This window comes from Epilithonimonas pallida (genome assembly GCF_900182975.1).
Classification (GTDB): Bacteria; Bacteroidota; Bacteroidia; order Flavobacteriales; family Weeksellaceae; genus Epilithonimonas; species Epilithonimonas pallida.
The window spans coordinates 66,249-84,701 of sequence record NZ_FXUO01000003.1; the positions used below are offsets into that span (position 1 = coordinate 66,249).

Below are 18,453 nucleotides of genomic sequence, written 5' to 3' on the forward strand. Positions count from 1 at the left end.
TGAATGATTTTAGAGATGCGTAATTTTCAAGAATTCTTCGACAAACAAATCCATTTTGGTTGCTTTCATCAGTTGTGTTTCGGCAGGCAGCAGGCTTGACCTGAACACGTAACTTTCCGTATCGTCCGTTTCTTTTCGGAAACGTTTGCTGTCCATTATCCTCGTTTCCATTATGGGTAGTTTCAGTTGTTTGATAACACTTTGATATGCCTCGTACAAACTTGTTTTTTCCCTTCCATCTACCTGGTTCCAGAATAGCCACAACTCTTGCTCATCGTTTCCTTCAATAGTTTTAGGTAGTTCAAGAAAGGCTTTGGTGAAGCCCAATGTGCTTTCCACCACCAAGCGGTCGGCCGTAATGGGTGAAAAGATATAATCCATCATTTTCAGGGTGGTCAATACCCCCTTGGTATTGGCGGTTCCCGGCAGGTCAAAGAAAATAACATCCGGTACAACTGCCGACTGACTTACATATTCCGATGCTTTTTCCAAAGCATATTCAGCCTTGCTTTTGATAATCGGGTATGCCTTTTTGTTGATGGTCTGGAATTGCTTCATTGCTACCTTTTTATGGTAGTCATTCTGCATAATGGTCTTCTTATCCCGTTCACGCATATTGGTCAGACTGTGTTGCGGAAAATCACAATCCAAAACCAGGACATTAAACCCTAAGCGGTAGTGAAGCACACTTGCCAGCAAGGTGGTCATCGTAGATTTTCCCACACCGCCTTTCTGGGTGGAGAAGCTGATTTTTAAGGTTTTCTTTCTTGTTTCCATTATTTAAAAATTTATTGTTACACACTTTACCTGTTTTACAGGTTTGAATATTCGTGTATTCGAATATTTCCTCGTTCCCATATTCCTGCATTGGTTTTTGGGGATATTCTTATACTGTTTTTTGCTTTCCTTACAGTCTTATTAGGCATATATTTTAGCAAGTGGCAAACCTTACAAAAAGCAAAATGCTTTACCGCTTTTATGCTTTTACACTTTTAAAACCTTACGCTTTTATTCCAAACTGCCTGTTTACAGAACTGATTTGTTTTCTTGTTTAAATACATTTTTTACTGCCTGCCTTAAAACTATAAGGCAAATAAAGCGATTGATTTATCCGGGTTTGGAAGTGTGGCAGTGTTTGGCTTTCAAAGGCAGTGTTTGTCCGGGTATCGCATTGCAATACTCTTTTAAACAGGTCTTTACTTTGTGAAATGATTTTTATTAACGGATTTATGCAAAAGTCTTTTGATATATCAGGGAGTAACGGAAACGGCATCGAACCGTTTTTCCCTGTTACCTTCAATCCGTCCCGAAGGGCGGATTATTGTGTTCACCAGAACACGGCAAGTTGTGTTTTGAGGCACTCGAAACCGAGTTCGTGCCTCAAAACAACTTGCCCTTTGCAGGGGGCAGAAAACACCTTCCAAAGTCAGGGTTTTGTATGGATTTTAAAATGGATTTGTGATGAACGAGAACAGTTACAGAAAACAGAGTAAGGGCGGACGGACACCCAAAACAGACCCAAGCATCCATCGCCACGTTTTCCGTCTTACGGACGAGGAAAACGCCAAACTTTTATCGCTTTTTGAAGCGTCGGGAATGCCCAATAAAGCAAAGTTTATCATCTCCCTGCTATTCAGTAAGGAAATGAAGTCAGTTAAGATTGACAAAGGAACAGTTGATTTCTATATGCGGTTGACTTCGTTTCACAGTCAATTTCGCTCCGTAGGTGTGAACTATAATCAGGTTGTGAAGCTACTGTACAAGCATTTTTCCGAGAAAAAAGCCGCTGCATTCCTTTACAAACTGGAAAAACAAACGGCTGAACTGGCGATGTTATGCCAAAAAATCATTCAGCTAACCGAAGAATTTGAAGCGAAGCACCTGAAAAAATAGCGGTAGAAATGATAGTAAAAATTGGCAGAAGCGGAAATTTATACGGGGCATTGGCGTACAATCAGCTCAAAGTGGAGAATGAAAACGGGCAAATTTTGTTTGCCAATAAGATGATTGAAACCGCATGCGGTCATTATTCCGTAGCACAATTAACCCAGTCTTTTGCACCTTACCTAATAGCCAACCGCAATACCGAGAAACATACGTTACATATTTCGCTCAACCCCGACCCGAACGATAAGTTAAGTGATGATAAGTTTAAGGAAATGGCAGAACAATATATGCGTGAAATGGGCTACGGCTTACAACCTTACATTGTCTTCAAACATACCGATATTGACCGTAGCCATATTCATATTGTATCGATTTGCGTGGATGAGCAAGGCAAAAAGATTTCGGACAAATTCGAGAAAATGCGGTCAATGAATGTATGCCGTGAACTGGAAAGAAAACACGGATTGATACCCGCAACGGATAAGGAGCGCAAGCAAACTGATAAGGTTTTCCGTCCGGTAGATTATCGGGCAGGCGATGTAAAAAGCCAAATTGCTTCGGTTGTTCGCCACCTGCCAAACTACTACCAATATCAAACACTGGGTGAATATAATGCCCTGCTTTCCTTGTTCAACATTACCACCGAGAAAATCGAGGGCGAATTGCAGGGAAAAATGCAGCAGGGTTTATTGTACATTCCTTTAAATGAAAAAGGCGAACGAGCCGGGCATCCGTTCAAGGCTTCGCTGTTCGGAAAGAGTGCAGGGCTTCCGGCTTTGGAATTGCATTTTGCGAAATGCAAAACGACTTTGAAAGATAGCCCTACCAAACAGACCCTAAAATCTGCCGTTACCATTGCCCTGAAAACCACGAGCGATGAACAGGCATTTAAAAAGCAGTTAGCAGGACAGGGCATTAACGTAGTCGTGCGCCGGAATAATACAGTCCGCATTTATGGTATCACATTTATTGACCACAATTCCAAAGCGGTTTGGAACGGTTCACGGTTAGGAACAGAACTTTCTGCCAATACTTTTAATAATTATTGGAACAATAACATCAAACCGGATATTAAAGAACCTGCCATATCTCAACCAAAATTATCTACATCAAATGATGCAGATCTTCCTGCGGAAGAACCACATCGTTTGTTCGACTTCTTAACTACGGACAAACACGAAGACGGTTTGATTGAAGCGTTAGGCGGATTAATTCCCGAAGCCCAGGGCGAAGATAACGAGGAACAGGACTTTGCCAATAAGATGAAGAAGAAGAAGCGCAAACGCCAAAGAGGTCAGAAATAACATTTAGCCAAATACTGCCACTCAACGCCACTGGCTGCCACATTCTTAGAGCCACTCCATAGAGCCTTTAAATTCACGCCTGAACATTAAAACTTAAAATAATGCAGGGAGAAGACGATTTAAGAGGGCTTGCCAAGATAATGGCTTTTATGCGGGCAGTCAGTATTCTTTTGGTACTGATGCACCTTTATTGGTTCTGCTATGGTTTCTTTATGGAACGTGGTTGGACGTTGGAAGTAATCAATAAGATTTTAGGCAATTTTGACCGGACGGCGGGTTTGTTTTCACATACCCTTTATACCAAAGCATTTGCTTTGGTTTTACTGGCTTTAAGCTGCTTAGGCACAAAGGGCGTAAAGAACGAGAAGATAACCTGGTCTAAAATTTACGTGGCTTTGGGGGTTGGGTTTGTTCTGTTTTTCCTGAACACCCCGTTGCTAAAACTACCTCCGGCAACAGGCACATTTCTTTATATGCTTACTATCTCATTAGGTTACATCGCTTTGCTGATGGCAGGCGTATGGATGAGCAGATTACTGAAAAATAATTTAATGGATGATGTTTTCAATAACGAGAACGAAAGTTTTCAGCAGGAAACCAAATTGATGGAAAATGAGTATTCCGTAAACCTGCCCACCAAATTTTACTACAAAGGCAAATGGAACAACGGTTGGATAAACATTGTCAACCCATTCAGAGCATCCATTGTTCTGGGTACTCCTGGTTCTGGTAAATCTTATGCCATCGTAAACAACTACATCAAACAGCAGATTGAGAAAGGCTTCTCAATGTACATTTACGATTTTAAGTTTGATGACCTTTCTACCATTGCCTACAACCATTTGCTGAAGCACCGGGATAAGTACAAAGTACAGCCAAAATTTTATGTGATAAATTTTGACGACCCACGCAAGAGCCACCGTTGCAACCCACTCAACCCCGATTTTATGACGGACATTTCTGATGCTTACGAAGCTGCATATACCATAATGCTGAACCTTAACAGGTCGTGGATACAGAAGCAAGGCGATTTCTTTGTGGAAAGCCCAATTATTTTATTGGCTGCCATTATTTGGTATCTGAAAATCTACGAAGACGGTAAATACTGTACGTTCCCACACGCCATTGAATTATTGAATAAAAAGTATTCGGATGTTTTCACCATTTTAACTTCCTATCCTGATTTAGAAAATTACCTATCGCCATTTATGGATGCTTGGCAAGGTGGGGCACAAGACCAGTTGCAGGGACAGATTGCATCAGCTAAAATTCCTTTGTCAAGAATGATTTCACCAAGTTTGTATTGGGTAATGACAGGCGATGATTTTTCATTGGACATCAACAATCCAAAAGAGCCGAAGATTTTATGTGTAGGCAATAATCCTGATCGGCAGAATATTTATTCCGCAGCTTTGGGATTATACAATTCAAGAATTGTAAAACTCATCAATAAGAAAGGGCAATTGAAAAGTTCTGTAATTATTGATGAGTTGCCAACAATATATTTCAGAGGTTTGGATAACCTTATCGCAACTGCCAGAAGTAACAAAGTCGCCGTGTGTTTGGGTTTTCAAGACTTTTCACAATTAATCAGAGATTATGGCGATAAAGAAGCAAAAGTAATTCAGAATACGGTAGGTAATATTTTTAGCGGTCAGGTTGTAGGCGAAACGGCTAAAAATCTTTCGGAACGATTTGGAAAAGTGTTGCAAAAACGTCAGAGTATGACCATCAACCGCAATGATAAATCTACATCTATATCCACACAGTTAGACAGCCTTATTCCGGCTTCTAAAATCTCAACGCTTACACAAGGTATGTTTGTTGGTGCCGTATCGGACAATTTTGAAGAACGTATCGAGCAAAAAATATTTCACGCTGAAATTGTGGTAGACAATGAAAAGGTTGCATCCGAAACAAAAACCTATCAAAAGATACCGCAGATTTTGTCTTTTGTAAATGAGCTGGGCGAAGACCAAATGAAACAGCAAATTGAAAGCAATTACAAACAGATAAAAACAGATATTTTACATATTGTAGAGAACGAATTGAAACGTATTAAAAACGACCCGGATTTACAGCATCTGGTACAGGAGAAATAAAATAATACTTTTTGTAGATCATCTATTCATCAAACAAACGTAATATTTGGTATTTTTACACCTAATAATTCAGCTCATAAATGGTTAAAGTATTAATAATAGACGATGAGGAAAAATTGAGAAACCTCCTTTCAAAAATAATTGGTTTTGAAGGGTTTGATGTTTTTCAGGCATCCAATATCAAATCAGGATTACAAAGGTTAGAGGTTGAAGAAATAGATATTATTATCTGCGATGTCAAACTCCCTGATGGAAGCGGTGTGGACACCGCTAAACTCATTAAGGATAAATATCCTGCTGTAGAAGTGATTCTTTTGACTGCCTACGGCAATATACCGGACGGTGTACAAGCTATTAAAAACGGTGCGTTCGATTATATAACCAAAGGAGATGACAATAATAAGATTATTCCACTTCTCTATAAAGCCAGTGAAAAAGTAGCTTTAAACAAAAGAGTCTTACAATTAGAAAAGCAGTTAGGCAGAAAATATTCATTTGATAAAATTATCGGTACATCAAAGCCCATCTTAAAAGCAATTGAACTGGCTAAAAAAGTGGCTCCAAAAGATACAACAGTATTATTAACCGGAGAAACAGGTACTGGTAAGGAAGTTTTTGCACAGGCCATTCATCAAGGTAGTCCGAGAGCAAACCAAAATTTTGTTGCGATAAACTGCTCCGCATTTAGCAAAGAGCTCTTAGAAAACGAATTATTTGGTCACAAAGCGGGTTCATTTACAGGAGCTACCAAAGATCAAAAAGGACTTTTTGAAGAAGCTCATAATGGAACCATATTCTTGGATGAAATTGGAGAAATGGCCATGGACTTGCAAGCTAAAATTTTACGTGTATTAGAAACAGGCGAATTTCTGCGTGTTGGTGATGCCAAACCCATTAAAGTCAAAGTAAGAGTCATCGCAGCAACCAATCGAAATCTGGAAAATGAAATTGAGTTAGGTCATTTCAGAAGTGATCTATTTTACAGACTTTCTGTATTTGGTATTGAACTTCCGTCTTTGAGAGAGCGGGGAAAAGATATCAAATTGTTGGCACAGTATTATGCCGATCTTTTTGCAATTAAATCCAATAGAAAGCCGCTAGCCCTATCGGAAGATTATGTTACAGCTTTGGAAAATAATCTCTGGAAAGGAAACATACGCGAGCTGAAAAATGTGATTGAACGAAGCGTGATTTTAGCGGATGATGACCTGCTTGATTTAGATACGCTGCCTGTAGACCTTCAATATGCAAAATCAAATGCAAAACAATTGTCTGCATTTTCTATGGCTAGTGCAGAGAAACTGCACATTCAAAAAATATTAAATCATACCAATGGAAATAAAGCAGAAACAGCTCGCTTGTTAGAAATCGGTATTGCAACACTTTACCGAAAAATGGAATTGTATAAACTTCAGTAGCAGATTATTCTTTTTGTGTCCTCAAAAGTGATTGAGTGGTCAGAACCAAAATAGGCAACTCTATTAGTGGCCCGATTACCAAGGCTAAAGCAATCAGCGGTTCTGCCGAAAATGCAGACACGGCTATGGCTAATGAAATCGGTGAATTTCTGGCCATGGTTGTCAATGTTAAGCTTACTCTGTCCGCATAGTTGAACTTCAGTATCTTACTTACAAAATATGCTACTAGAAATGCTACGAAAAAGAATATTAAAACAGGGAGAAGCATTTTGTAAATAATGCTCGGATGATTGATCAAATCTTTTCCTTCAGATGCAAACATAGCGACTACAGCCAAAGAAAGAAAAAACACTTGTGAAGTCTCAAAAAATCCTAAAAAGGCATTTTTACTTAGACTCTTCCTGCTTTTCACGATTGTTTTGGCTAAAACTGCCAAAGTAAAAGGTATAACTAACACTATAATAATACTCTCTGCAAGTGTCCCTAAATCTACATTGCCTGATTTACCAAAAAACAGTAAAAGATATACTGGTAAAAGTAATACCTGTAAGATTAAATTTGTTGGAAGAATAGCTGTTGACAAGGGAACATTTCCTTTTGCTACACTTGTAAAAACCAAATACCAATCGGTACAGGGTGTGACCATAAGCATGACAAACCCCATCCAGATAGCTATATCATTATTTAAAAATATACTTCCTAATAGATAAGCAAAGATCGGTGTCCACACAAAATTGATTAGAATACTGGTTATAGAAAACTTGATATTCAGAAACGAGTGCTTGAGCTCTGAGATATCAATGGTCAGAAATAAACCGAAAAGCATGACCATCAGTAGCGGAATAATAAAGGATGCCGAGATGTCCGAAATCAAGGAAGATTGACCAATAACTAAGCCTACAATGACTGCGATTAAAATAACAATCGTTTGATATTTATTGATTTTATCCATTTTGATTTATACGTAATCGTAGCAATTATTCATATTTTACTTTTGCAAATCTCTGTAGATCTTCATTATTACCATAAATAACGATGATATCATCTTTTTGTAGCATAGTAGTAGGTTCCGGAATTCCCTGCACATTAGCAACGGTTTTACTTCTTCCTAAGAAACTCTTCTCTTGGGCATCTCTGATAATAGTCAGAATTAACACATTATGCAATTCTCTGAATTTTACTTCTTCTATGGTTTTTCCAATGTATTTTTCTGGTACTACAATCTCTACAATACTATAACTCTTGTTCAGCTCAAAAGAATCTATAACACCTTTTAGGCATAGTTTTTTAGCCCATCTTTCAGCAGTTTCTTCTTCCGGACGTACAATTTCATTAACGCCTATAGCCTGTAGAACACTTTCGTGAAGTGGATTAATGGCACGACTAATCAATCGTTTTACCCCCAGATTTTTAAAATGAGCAGTAACCATGATATTTGCACCTTCGTCTTCACCAATACAAACCATCACTATATCCGTATTCTTTAGCGGTAAATGAGTAATGGCTGATTGATCTGTAGCATTCATACAGATGGTGTGAGACAATTTATCTTTTAATGCTACAACTTTTTCCGAACGTGAATCCACACCGATAACTTCATTTCCTTGTTGGGTTAGTTTTTCTGCCAATGAGCCTCCAAAATTTCCCAATCCTATAATTATAAATTTCATTTCAATTATTCTTTTAGTTGATTAATATTTCATCCGATGGATAATGGTAGTTACCCTGTCTGACCTTCTTAAAAAAGGCAATCAGAATGGTTAACATACTTACCCTTCCAACGAACATAGTTCCAATAAGAACCAATTTACTTTCACTACTTAAATCTCCGGTTATTCCTAAGCTAAGCCCAACAGTGCTATAAGCCGAAAAACTCTCAAATGCAATATCCAAAAGAGGTACATGATTATCATAATGAGAAATCAGATAGACACTTATTCCTATTACCAATAAGGATAGACTCATTACGGCAAAAGCTCTTCTCACGGAAATATCCGCAATCTCTCTTCTGAAGACTTCTATTCTGGTTTTTCCTTTTGCAAGACTAAAATAGTTCAATGTAGCAATGGCAAACGTACTCGTTTTAATACCACCACCGGTTGAAGCTGGAGATGCACCTACCCACATCAAAAAAATGATAATGATGATAGATGAAAAGTGCATTTGGCTAAAGTCTATAGAATTAAAACCTGCCGTTCTGGGTGTAGTTGCTGTAAATAATGCCGTAACAACCTTTCCCAAACCTTGATGATTGCCCAATACATTGTAATATTCTTTGATGTAGATAATGACGGTTCCCAAAACAATCAATATGGAAGTGGTCAATAAATTTATCTTATTACTCAAGGTTAAAATCCATGGGCGGTAATTGTTCTTTTTCTCTACAAACCAAAGAATATATCTTGCTATCAAATGTTTAATGTACCGTACTGAATTAATAACAATTGGAAAACCTAAACCTCCGAATACAAAGATGATGACAATGATAAACTGTAGGGGATAATTATACACATAACTGTCTTCCATCATTCCATTGGGCAAGGTTGAAAATCCCGCATTACAGAAAGCGGATATAGAATGAAACACAGAAAAATAAACTCTTTCTGAAAAGGATGGAATTAAAGCTTTATCCAGGTTGAGGAAAATTAATATCGCTCCAATAAACTCTATTAAAAAAGTAATGGTTAAAATCCTCTTTACCGTCGTAAAAACCTCGCCTATTTTCTCTGAATTGGTCATATCACTCAATGCCAATTGGTTTTCGTAGGTAGATCCACCTTTGAAGAAGTAACTGAAGTAACTGGCAAATGTAAGGATACCTAAACCACCGGCTTGGATCAACAGCATGATTAAGGTTTGCCCAAAAGGAGTAAAATAACTACTCGTATCGACTACGATAAGGCCTGTCACGCAAACGGCACTGGTAGAAGTGAATAGAGCATCTACAAAGCTGATACCTTGATAGGTTGCATTGGGCAGCATTAATAGTAGGGCTCCCACGACAATCAATCCCATGAAACTGATGATAAACAATTGGGCAGGATTGAGTAAAGAACGCTTATAGCTCAAACGTGGACGTGTAAACTCCCGTATCAATTTTAAGATAACAGCCAACCGTATCCAATGGGTTATTTCCGATATTCCCCCTGTTGATAATTGTTTGTACAAACAATAAAGTACAAACAAAACACTCAATGTATCAAAAATAAATACACTTAATATGAATTCTTTTCGATGATAATAGTATTTCAGGACAGTATAAAAAACACCAATAACCAATACAAAAAGATACAAAGAAATGATACTTAGTTGTAAGGTTGGATTGAGTATAAAACCGTAATCAGCTATTAATGCTGTAAGTGCAACCAAGTGCAATACAACAATGAGCTGTTGTATCCATTTGGCATATAAAAACTCTTTCATTTAAAAATTCTCAGGCTATTCCGATTGTGTGTCTTGTAGGATTAATGTATTATCAACATCAAGACGCTCGTTCAGCCATTTTTTCATTTTCGATTTATCAATTTCTTTTGTCCCTTGTTCCAAATGATATAACACCAACCATTCAACTTTGGCACTATCTGTTCCTGAAAATTTTTCTATTTTTCCAAGAGAAACATCTTTCAGTTCAGGGAAAAGAACGTTCAGTTCTCTAACAAGTCCCGGTTCATTTACTTTATATTTATTCAGTTCTTGTCGAAGGTTGTTGATGGTTACATCTTTTTCAGATAAAGAAGCATCCTGCTTATTCAGTTCACTTAGTATCTCCGACTTAAGATCTGCATCATCCTGTCTGAAATTCAGCATCGTATTGTGAATACCTCTTTCATCCAGTAATCGGTTATACATTTCCATTTCTTCTTTGCTGAGTTTTTTATTCAGAAATGCCAGATCCACCTTTTTAGGGTTTGAATTGTAATTCAGTTTCTTGTAAATCACCGTATATCCTCTGCTATTGAATTCAGAATTGATGAATTCTTCCACGGTTTTAGTAAACTTCTTTTCTTCAAATAGATTATACGCAGATAAAAGCTGGGAATGATCATAATCATCATCAAGGTGGTAATTCCGTAGCGAATACGTTTTTCATTCTTCGGTTCGATCGTAGCAGAAGCAGGATATTTTAAGTATTTGATGACTAAAAAAGTAGCAATACAAATAAAAAAACAGTTGATGGTATAAAGGTAGAAAGCACCAAAGAAATAGCTAAAATTAAAGGTAGCCAATCCATAACCTGCCGTACACAATGGAGGCATCAAAGCCGTAGCAATGGCTACACCGGGAATTGGATTTCCTTTCTCAACCCGTGTGATCGCAATAACACCGACTAAACCTCCAAAAAAAGCAATCAATACATCATATATATTCGGAGAAGTACGAGCCAATAATTCGGATTGTACATCTTTGAACGGACTGATATAAAAGTAAAAAGCAGAGACCAATAAACTGACCACAGTTGCTATTAAAAGATTTTTAATAGATTTCCGTAAGAGTAAAAAATTATAGGTTCCTAAGGCAAATCCTGCTCCTAAAATAGGTCCCATCAAAGGAGAGATCAACATGGCTCCAATAATCACAGCTGTTGAATTGACATTCAATCCAACAGAAGCGATAAGGATGGCACAAGCTAATATCCAGAGGTTGGATCCCCTGAACGAAATGTTAGCTGTTACATTCTCTAAAACTTTCTGTTTATCTTCTTCACCATTGTGCAGATTGATAAAATCCCATAATTTATTGCTCATTTGCTTACAAGGTTTACAGTTGCTTTTTAGACTGCTTACTCAGCACGTAATAACCCAATACACCGCCAATAATAGAAGCTGCAAAAATTCCAATCTTCGCCTGTGTCATGTATTCCTCATGCGAGAACGCCAAAGAAGTTACAAATAAGGACATCGTAAAACCTATAGAAGCCAGTAAACCTAAACCAAACAAATTTCTTACATTCATTCCTTCTGGAAAAGGAGCCACTTTCAGCTTCACCAAAAGCAATGTAAAACCAACTACTCCAACAACCTTACCTACCAAAAGACCTAAAGCAACACCCAAAGCTACATTGGTACTGAATAAATGTTCCATATCGATAGCCAATGAAACACCAGCGTTTGCCAAAGCAAATATAGGAATGATCAAAAAGGTTACCATGGGATGCATAGCATGTTCTAATCGTTGTAATGGCGGAGTGGCGGCTACTGTACTATTTTGAATTTCTTCCAGAATATGTAATTGTTCATTTGTCAAAGTAGGTTTACTGTTATCCGGGTCAATACCTTTAAACTTATCTAAAAGTTTTTGGATATTATTACTGAATATTTTCTCATTGATCTTTACATCTGCCGGAATGGTAAATGCTGCTAAAACAGCTGCGATAGTGGCGTGTACCCCCGAAAGTAAAAAAGTTGTCCAAACTCCGCCTATTCCTAAAATGGCATAGAATAAAATGGCTCTTACCCCCATTTTATTACCGATATACATCGTCAAAAGCACCAAAGCACCGATAATGAGATGGAACATAGAGATATCCGAAGTATAGAAAAATGCGATAACCAATACAGCTCCTAAGTCATCAACAATAGCTAAAGCGGTTAAGAAAACTTTTAGTGTAAGCGGAATTCTATTCCCCAATAAATATAGTACCCCCAAGGCAAATGCAATATCTGTCGCCATTGGAATTCCCCAACCACTATGCACTTCTCCTGTTGGATTCAAAAATAAATAAATTGCAGCTGGCACAGCCATTCCACCAAATGCAGCAGCGATGGGTAATAAAGCTTTACGTGGATTGGATAACTCCCCGCCAACGATTTCTCTTTTTAGTTCTAAACCCACTACAAAGAAAAATATAGCCATTAAACCATCGTTAATCCAATGATGCAGATTGTATTCAAAATACGTGCTTCCGTCTAACTGAAATCCAAATTTATGTTCCAGAACATGATGGTACTCTTCTGCTAAAGGCGAATTGGCTAACATCAATGCAATCACTACACTGATTCCTAATACAATGCCACCTGCTTTTTCATTTTTAATAAAGCTTTGAATTGGCGATACGATTTTCTCAATAGGGGTCTTTTTTAGTTTACTCATCTTTTTTTGCTTATCCCTCCGATTTGTGCTGAAAATGACTTAGAAACCAGTCATTCTATGATTAATAAAGTACAAAAATATAAAATTAAAAACGATTCCCCGTATTAATCAAGGTGATATAGTCCTTTAGGATTTCGCTCATTACCACCAAAAAATCTGTGCTCTTATCAAAATGATAATTACCCTATCATTTTGATAAGGTTTTTGCATCAACAAATCCTGAAATAACGAGATAAAATATTGAAAATCAATATTTTAAATTCAAAAAAGTTCTATTGGAATAGGATTTGGCATAGAGGATATAAAAGAAATTAAAAATGAGGAAAAGAAATGTAAAATGGAAGCAAAGAAAAGAGCCTCCTTCGTTTCCAAAATGGCTAAAATCATACCACTTATTGCTTTTTGCCTTTATTGTGGTCATGATTTTTGGAGCAATTATGAAGCACATTAGTACCACTTAAAAATAGATAAAAATGATAACAATAGTTTTAGTACTCGCAGGTTTAGCCTGTTTCGGTCTGTTCATTAAGTCAATTGACTTCTTTGAGAAAATCTAAAATAAAATGAAAACAAAAATCATAAATACGATACAACAATGGGCTCCTGAAGCCGCAAGACTCATTCCTGATTTGGATACTTTGGACGATTCTATCGCAGACTATCTGTTACTACATAAACTGGCAGAAGTTTGTTCCCAAAAAATAGGTTCTGGATCGGAAGATGAATTAGAGTGTGTTCAGGAGATAGCCAAAGTTATAAACCTTTTATATCAGGGAGGGAATCAATACACCCGGAATGCCATTGAAAATGAGTTTCTGACAGCCTTGTCTTTTGAAGAAAGCCCCGGAAGCCTAAAAAAACACATGGATTTATTTCCCATCGAATTACGAAAAGGATATATCAAAACCATTTTAGAAAACTAATTAAATAATGAAAGTTTTAAAGGGAAAAATACATTGGTCGGCTAAAATAAAAAAAGCAGTATTAGCAATCTTATTGTTTGTCCTGTTTGCCGTTTGCGTAAAGCTCGGAGGATTCGCAGGTATTTTGATCGGCTTTGTGTTTTTCTTTCTATTCTTTCAATTAATAAGCAGATGAAAAAAGAACGAAAATCAAACAGGGAAATAGTTACGGATATATTGGCAAAAATACTTTTAGCTTTTATTGTCTTCTGTATTTTCTATGCGATGTTCTTCGGTAAATAAAAAGAAGTTTATAAATCAATGAATGAAATAAATGAAAACGCAGCCAGTACGTACCTGGCACATCACTACGGTGAAATTAAAGAAGAGATCAACGAACTATCCATGCGAAAAAATTTTGCGGGAATATTTCAGGCAATCGTCAACCACATCAATCTCTTGCTTTCCAAAGGACAGATAGAGAAAATTGGGGTAAAGATCAAGTTCATCGGTTGGCTTCATAAAAGAGGTAATGAATATGTACAGTACATCATTGAAAATTTGTTTGTACGCTCTTTTGAAGGAATGAAAAGACGTTGCACTACAGAACAATGGATTTATATGTACCAGCTCATTCCCAATAACCTGAAACATGTTTATCAGCTTCAGAACACAAATTATTTAACACAAAAAACAAGTCTATGACAGCATTATTCATAGTAGCCATAGGTGTATTTGCCTATATATGTTACGTATTGCTCAAACCGGAAAAATTTTAAAACGCTTCAGCAGATGAAGAAAGATACAAAAGGAAAAATCAAGGAATGGATATCCATTATATTCTGGATACTGTTCTTCATTTCGATCATTTATCTGGCTTTTCTAAAAATTCAAATATTGCTATGAAAAAGATATTTACTGAAATGAAAGATGTAGCCCGAATTGCTTTGATATTCCTGATTGTATTGGCATTGGTCAGGCTGTTCGGATGGATGTTTAAAACCATATTTAATTAATAAAAATGAATACAGAAATTTTAGGAATAATCGTAATGTTTACCCTGTCGATATTGCTTGCAATACCCTTCGGTAAATACATTGCAAAAGTTTATGGCGGTGAAAAAACGCTGCTCGATCCGATTTTTAATCCGATAGAGCGAATCTTTTACAAAATAAGCGGTATCAATCCGCAAACAGAAATGAACTGGAAACAGCAGATGGTAGCCATGATCACGATCAATATGGTGTGGTTCCTGTTGGGAATGGTTGTTCTAATGACTCAGGGAAGCCTCCCGCTTAATCCGGATAACAATCCAAGTATGTCCGCAGACCTTGCATTCAATACCGTGATATCATTTGTGGTAAACTGTAATCTGCAACACTATTCCGGGGAATCAGGATTAAGTTATCTTGGACAATACTGGTTAATGTTCTTACAGTTCGTAAGTGCCGGAACTGGTATGGCTGCCGCAGTAGTGCTATTTAGAGCATTCAGAGACAAATCATCTGAAACCTTGGGGAATTTTTACAGCAATTTTATAAAATCATGTACACGTATTTTATTACCTGTATCATTTGTGATTGCCATAATTCTTGCATTCGATGGAGTTCCGATGACTTTTGAAGGTAAAGACGCTATTACCACTTTACAAGGTGATTCTGTGGAAGTATCAAGAGGACCCGCAGCAGCATTTGTGCCTATTAAACACGTAGGAACCAACGGAGGTGGATTCTTTGGAGTGAATTCTGCCCATCCGTTTGAAAACCCATCTTATCTGTCCAATATGGTCGAAATGGTGGCTCAGCTGATTGTACCCTTGGCTATGATCTTTGCCTTTGGTTATTTTACCAGAAGAAGAAAACTATCGTGGATGATATTTGGTGTAATGACAGTAGGTTTTTTAATGCTGGCCATTCCAAATATCAATATGGAAATGAATGGCAATCCCGCAATTGCAGCCATGGGTATAGACAATTCCTTGGGGGCTATGGAAGGAAAGGAAATTCGATTAGGAGCTCCTGCATCTGGCTTTTGGAGCATTGTCACCACTGTAATCTCTACTGGATCAGTAAACTCTATGCACGATAGTTCCACGGCATTGTCAGGAATGAATGAGCTATTAGCAATGATGATCAATGCGTTTTACGGAGGAGTCGGTGTAGGAATACTTAACTTCTTTATTTTTATCATTCTTGCTGTATTTATCAGTGGATTGATGGTAGGAAGAACACCAGAATTCTTAGGTAAAAAAGTGGAAGCTAGGGAAATGAAAATAGCCATGATTATTGCCTTGCTTCATCCTTTCCTGATATTAGTAGGAACAGCATTAGCCGCTGCATCACCACAATATACTATGGACTCTCTAAATAACCCGGGATTTCACGGATTGAGTGAAATGCTATACGAGTTCACTTCGTCATCTGCCAATAATGGTAGTGGTTTTGAAGGATTGGGAGATAATACACCTTGGTGGAATATTGCAACAGGATTTGTACTTATTCTTTCAAGATTCTTACCGATCATTGGTCCGGTAGCCATTGCAGGCTTGTTAGCTCAAAAGAAATTTATACCAGAGGGAGACGGAACCCTGAAAACCGATACGGCAACTTTCGGACTAATGGTATTCGCTGTAATCGCAATCGTAGCTGCCTTAGCATTCTTCCCGGTATTGGCATTAGGTCCTATTGCAGAGTACTTTTCACTTTATTAAACTGATTAAAGAATTTAGAAATGAACAATAATACATCATTGTTTCAAAAAGATATGGTTCAGGAAGCACTGAAACAATCTTTTGTGAAACTCAATCCGAAAACCATGTTCCGTAATCCGGTCATGTTTACTGTATGGATCGGTACTTTGGTTATGCTAGCCGTGAGTTTATGGACGTTGGCAGGAGCTCAGGGACAAGGAAGTTTTGGTTATAATTTTACCGTCTTTATTATCCTTTTGCTTACCCTGTTATTTGCCAATTTTGCCGAGGCAATTGCTGAGGCAAGAGGTAAAGCACAAGCAGATAGTTTGCGTAAGACAAGAGAAGAAACGCCTGCAAGATTAAAAAATGGGAAAACGATCTCCTCTGCTCAATTACAAAAAGGTGATGTTTTCATCTGTGAAGCTGGCGACATCATTCCTTCTGATGGGGAAATTATTGAAGGCTTAGCGACCATCGATGAAAGTGCAATTACCGGAGAATCTGCTCCTGTGATTCGTGAAGCAGGTGGCGACAAAAGTTCTGTTACCGGTGGTACCAAAGTTTTGTCCGATAAAATCGTGGTGCAGGTAACAACGCAACCGGGCGAAAGCTTCCTGGACAAGATGATTGCCTTGGTAGAAGGTGCAGCCCGACAAAAAACACCAAATGAAATTGCTTTAACCATTTTGTTAGCAGGATTTACACTTGTGTTTATCATTGTCTGTGTGACGCTTAAGCCATTTGCTGATTATGCAAATGTGGGGATTACCATTGCTTCTTTTATCTCTTTATTTGTATGTCTTATCCCGACTACCATTGGAGGATTGTTGTCTGCAATCGGTATTGCAGGGATGGACAGAGCATTGAGAGCCAATGTTATTACAAAAAGTGGTAAAGCGGTAGAAACCGCAGGTGATATCGATGTCTTATTATTGGATAAAACAGGAACAATCACGATTGGTAACCGTAAAGCAACTCATTTTCATCCAACAAATGGTATTGACGAGAAAAGATTAATTAAAGCGGCTGTATTAAGCTCCATGGCTGATGAAACTCCTGAAGGTAAATCGATTATCGAATTAGCAGGTATCAACCCTTTGAGTTACGAAGTCAAAAATCCTCAATTCATCAAGTTTACAGCAGAAACTAGAAGTTCAGGTATAGACTATGAGAATGTGCGTGTCCGAAAAGGTGCAACCGATGCGATAAAAAATCTGGTTACAAAAGCAGGTAATAACTTTCCAAAAGAGGTCGAAGAAAGAGTGAAAGCCATCTCTTCTAATGGAGGTACACCGTTGGTCGTATCAGAGAATGAAATCGCATTGGGTGTAATTGAGCTACAGGACATCATCAAACCGGGTATTCAAGAACGTTTCGAACGGCTGCGTAAAATGGGTATCAAAACCGTCATGGTAACGGGCGACAATCCTTTGACTGCTAAATTTATCGCTGAGAAGGCAGGTGTGGACGATTTCATCGCAGAAGCAAAACCCGAAGACAAGATGAATTACATCAAAAAAGAACAGTCGGAAGGTCGCTTGGTCGCTATGATGGGTGATGGAACAAACGATGCTCCGGCTTTAGCACAAGCTGATGTGGGTGTAGCAATGAATTCTGGTACTCAGGCAGCAAAAGAAGCAGGAAACATGGTCGATCTGGATAACGATCCGACCAAATTGATTGAAGTCGTAGAAATCGGAAAACAATTGCTGATGACCCGTGGTACATTGACTACTTTCAGTATTGCGAATGATGTGGCTAAGTATTTTGCCATCATTCCAGCACTGTTCATCACAGCGATTCCTGCATTGCAAGGACTGAATATTATGAATTTACACAGTCCGGAAAGTGCAATACTATCAGCTGTAATTTTCAACGCAATCATCATTCCGATGTTGATTCCATTAGCATTGAAAGGTGTAGCTTACAAACCTATTGGAGCAAGTGCATTACTTCGAAGAAACCTGTTCATTTATGGTTTAGGCGGTGTACTGATACCTTTTGTAGGAATCAAGCTGATAGATATGCTTATATCCGTTTTCTTTTAATCCTTTATAA

Annotated in this window: 15 protein-coding genes and 1 pseudogene; 10 read left to right on the forward strand and 6 right to left on the reverse strand. The window is 37.8% G+C overall.

All coding sequences use genetic code 11. The features are described 5' to 3' along the window. Positions 1–9: 9 nt before the first annotated feature. The gene (locus tag QOL71_RS06425; RefSeq protein WP_130143441.1) at positions 10–777 is read right to left on the reverse strand and encodes a ParA family protein; all 768 of its coding nucleotides are present in this window, start codon (positions 775–777) and stop codon (positions 10–12) included. A 431-nt stretch (positions 778–1,208) separates the two neighbouring features. Between QOL71_RS06425 and QOL71_RS06430 the strand changes: the two genes are divergently transcribed. The 5 genes from QOL71_RS06430 to QOL71_RS06450 all read left to right on the forward strand — a co-directional run bounded on the left by QOL71_RS06430 (position 1,209) and on the right by QOL71_RS06450 (position 6,711). Beyond that, on the forward strand, positions 1,209–1,493 hold the full coding sequence (locus QOL71_RS06430) for a hypothetical protein (protein WP_283416133.1): 285 nt from the start codon (positions 1,209–1,211) through the stop codon (positions 1,491–1,493). Next, complete coding sequence (mobA, locus tag QOL71_RS06435; RefSeq protein ID WP_283416134.1) at positions 1,462–1,893, forward strand: conjugal transfer protein MobA; 432 nt, start codon at positions 1,462–1,464, stop codon at positions 1,891–1,893. The genes QOL71_RS06430 and mobA overlap by 32 nt, the downstream gene beginning before the upstream one ends. A gap of 8 nt (positions 1,894–1,901) precedes the next feature. Then, a complete protein-coding gene (mobB, locus tag QOL71_RS06440) occupies positions 1,902–3,191 on the forward strand; it encodes a conjugal transfer protein MobB (protein WP_283416135.1) in 1,290 nt (429 codons plus the stop codon). A 101-nt stretch (positions 3,192–3,292) separates the two neighbouring features. Continuing rightward, positions 3,293–5,293 carry a conjugal transfer protein MobC gene (gene mobC / locus QOL71_RS06445; RefSeq protein ID WP_283416136.1) on the forward strand — a complete coding sequence of 667 codons (2,001 nt, stop codon included), beginning with the start codon at positions 3,293–3,295 and terminating at the stop codon, positions 5,291–5,293. Between the two features lie 80 nt (positions 5,294–5,373). Further along, complete coding sequence (locus QOL71_RS06450) at positions 5,374–6,711, forward strand: sigma-54-dependent transcriptional regulator (protein ID WP_055041558.1); 1,338 nt, start codon at positions 5,374–5,376, stop codon at positions 6,709–6,711. A 4-nt stretch (positions 6,712–6,715) separates the two neighbouring features. Here the strand turns inward: QOL71_RS06450 and QOL71_RS06455 are convergent, their stop codons facing one another. The 5 genes and pseudogenes from QOL71_RS06455 to nhaA form a co-directional block, all read right to left on the reverse strand. After that, a complete protein-coding gene (locus QOL71_RS06455) occupies positions 6,716–7,663 on the reverse strand; it encodes an arsenic resistance protein (RefSeq protein WP_144282588.1) in 948 nt (315 codons plus the stop codon). Positions 7,664–7,688: 25 nt separating this feature from the next. Further along, on the reverse strand, positions 7,689–8,381 hold the full coding sequence (locus tag QOL71_RS06460; RefSeq protein WP_048500228.1) for a potassium channel family protein: 693 nt from the start codon (positions 8,379–8,381) through the stop codon (positions 7,689–7,691). A gap of 13 nt (positions 8,382–8,394) precedes the next feature. After that, entirely contained in the window at positions 8,395–10,134 is a 1,740-nt protein-coding gene (locus QOL71_RS06465; protein WP_228444889.1) for a TrkH family potassium uptake protein, read from the reverse strand. Positions 10,135–10,149: 15 nt separating this feature from the next. Continuing rightward, positions 10,150–11,456, reverse strand: a pseudogene (locus QOL71_RS06470) (DUF389 domain-containing protein). Between the two features lie 13 nt (positions 11,457–11,469). Then, on the reverse strand, positions 11,470–12,801 hold the full coding sequence (gene nhaA / locus QOL71_RS06475; RefSeq protein ID WP_234108509.1) for a Na+/H+ antiporter NhaA: 1,332 nt from the start codon (positions 12,799–12,801) through the stop codon (positions 11,470–11,472). A 563-nt stretch (positions 12,802–13,364) separates the two neighbouring features. Here nhaA and QOL71_RS06480 point away from each other — a divergent pair. From QOL71_RS06480 to kdpB, 5 genes are all read left to right on the forward strand, one after another. After that, the gene (locus tag QOL71_RS06480; RefSeq protein ID WP_234108511.1) at positions 13,365–13,724 is read left to right on the forward strand and encodes a DUF7674 family protein; all 360 of its coding nucleotides are present in this window, start codon (positions 13,365–13,367) and stop codon (positions 13,722–13,724) included. Positions 13,725–14,024: 300 nt separating this feature from the next. Beyond that, on the forward strand, positions 14,025–14,408 hold the full coding sequence (locus tag QOL71_RS06485) for a DUF7674 family protein (protein WP_032131839.1): 384 nt from the start codon (positions 14,025–14,027) through the stop codon (positions 14,406–14,408). Then, positions 14,405–14,482, forward strand: a complete 78-nt coding sequence (locus QOL71_RS17710) for a potassium-transporting ATPase subunit F (protein ID WP_078691099.1) — start codon at positions 14,405–14,407, stop codon at positions 14,480–14,482. Before QOL71_RS06485 ends, QOL71_RS17710 begins: the two co-directional genes overlap by 4 nt. Before the next feature lie 242 nt (positions 14,483–14,724). After that, positions 14,725–16,413, forward strand: a complete 1,689-nt coding sequence (gene kdpA / locus QOL71_RS06490) for a potassium-transporting ATPase subunit KdpA (RefSeq protein WP_234108519.1) — start codon at positions 14,725–14,727, stop codon at positions 16,411–16,413. A gap of 20 nt (positions 16,414–16,433) precedes the next feature. Then, on the forward strand, positions 16,434–18,443 hold the full coding sequence (kdpB, locus tag QOL71_RS06495; protein ID WP_234108521.1) for a potassium-transporting ATPase subunit KdpB: 2,010 nt from the start codon (positions 16,434–16,436) through the stop codon (positions 18,441–18,443). Positions 18,444–18,453 lie beyond the last annotated feature (10 nt).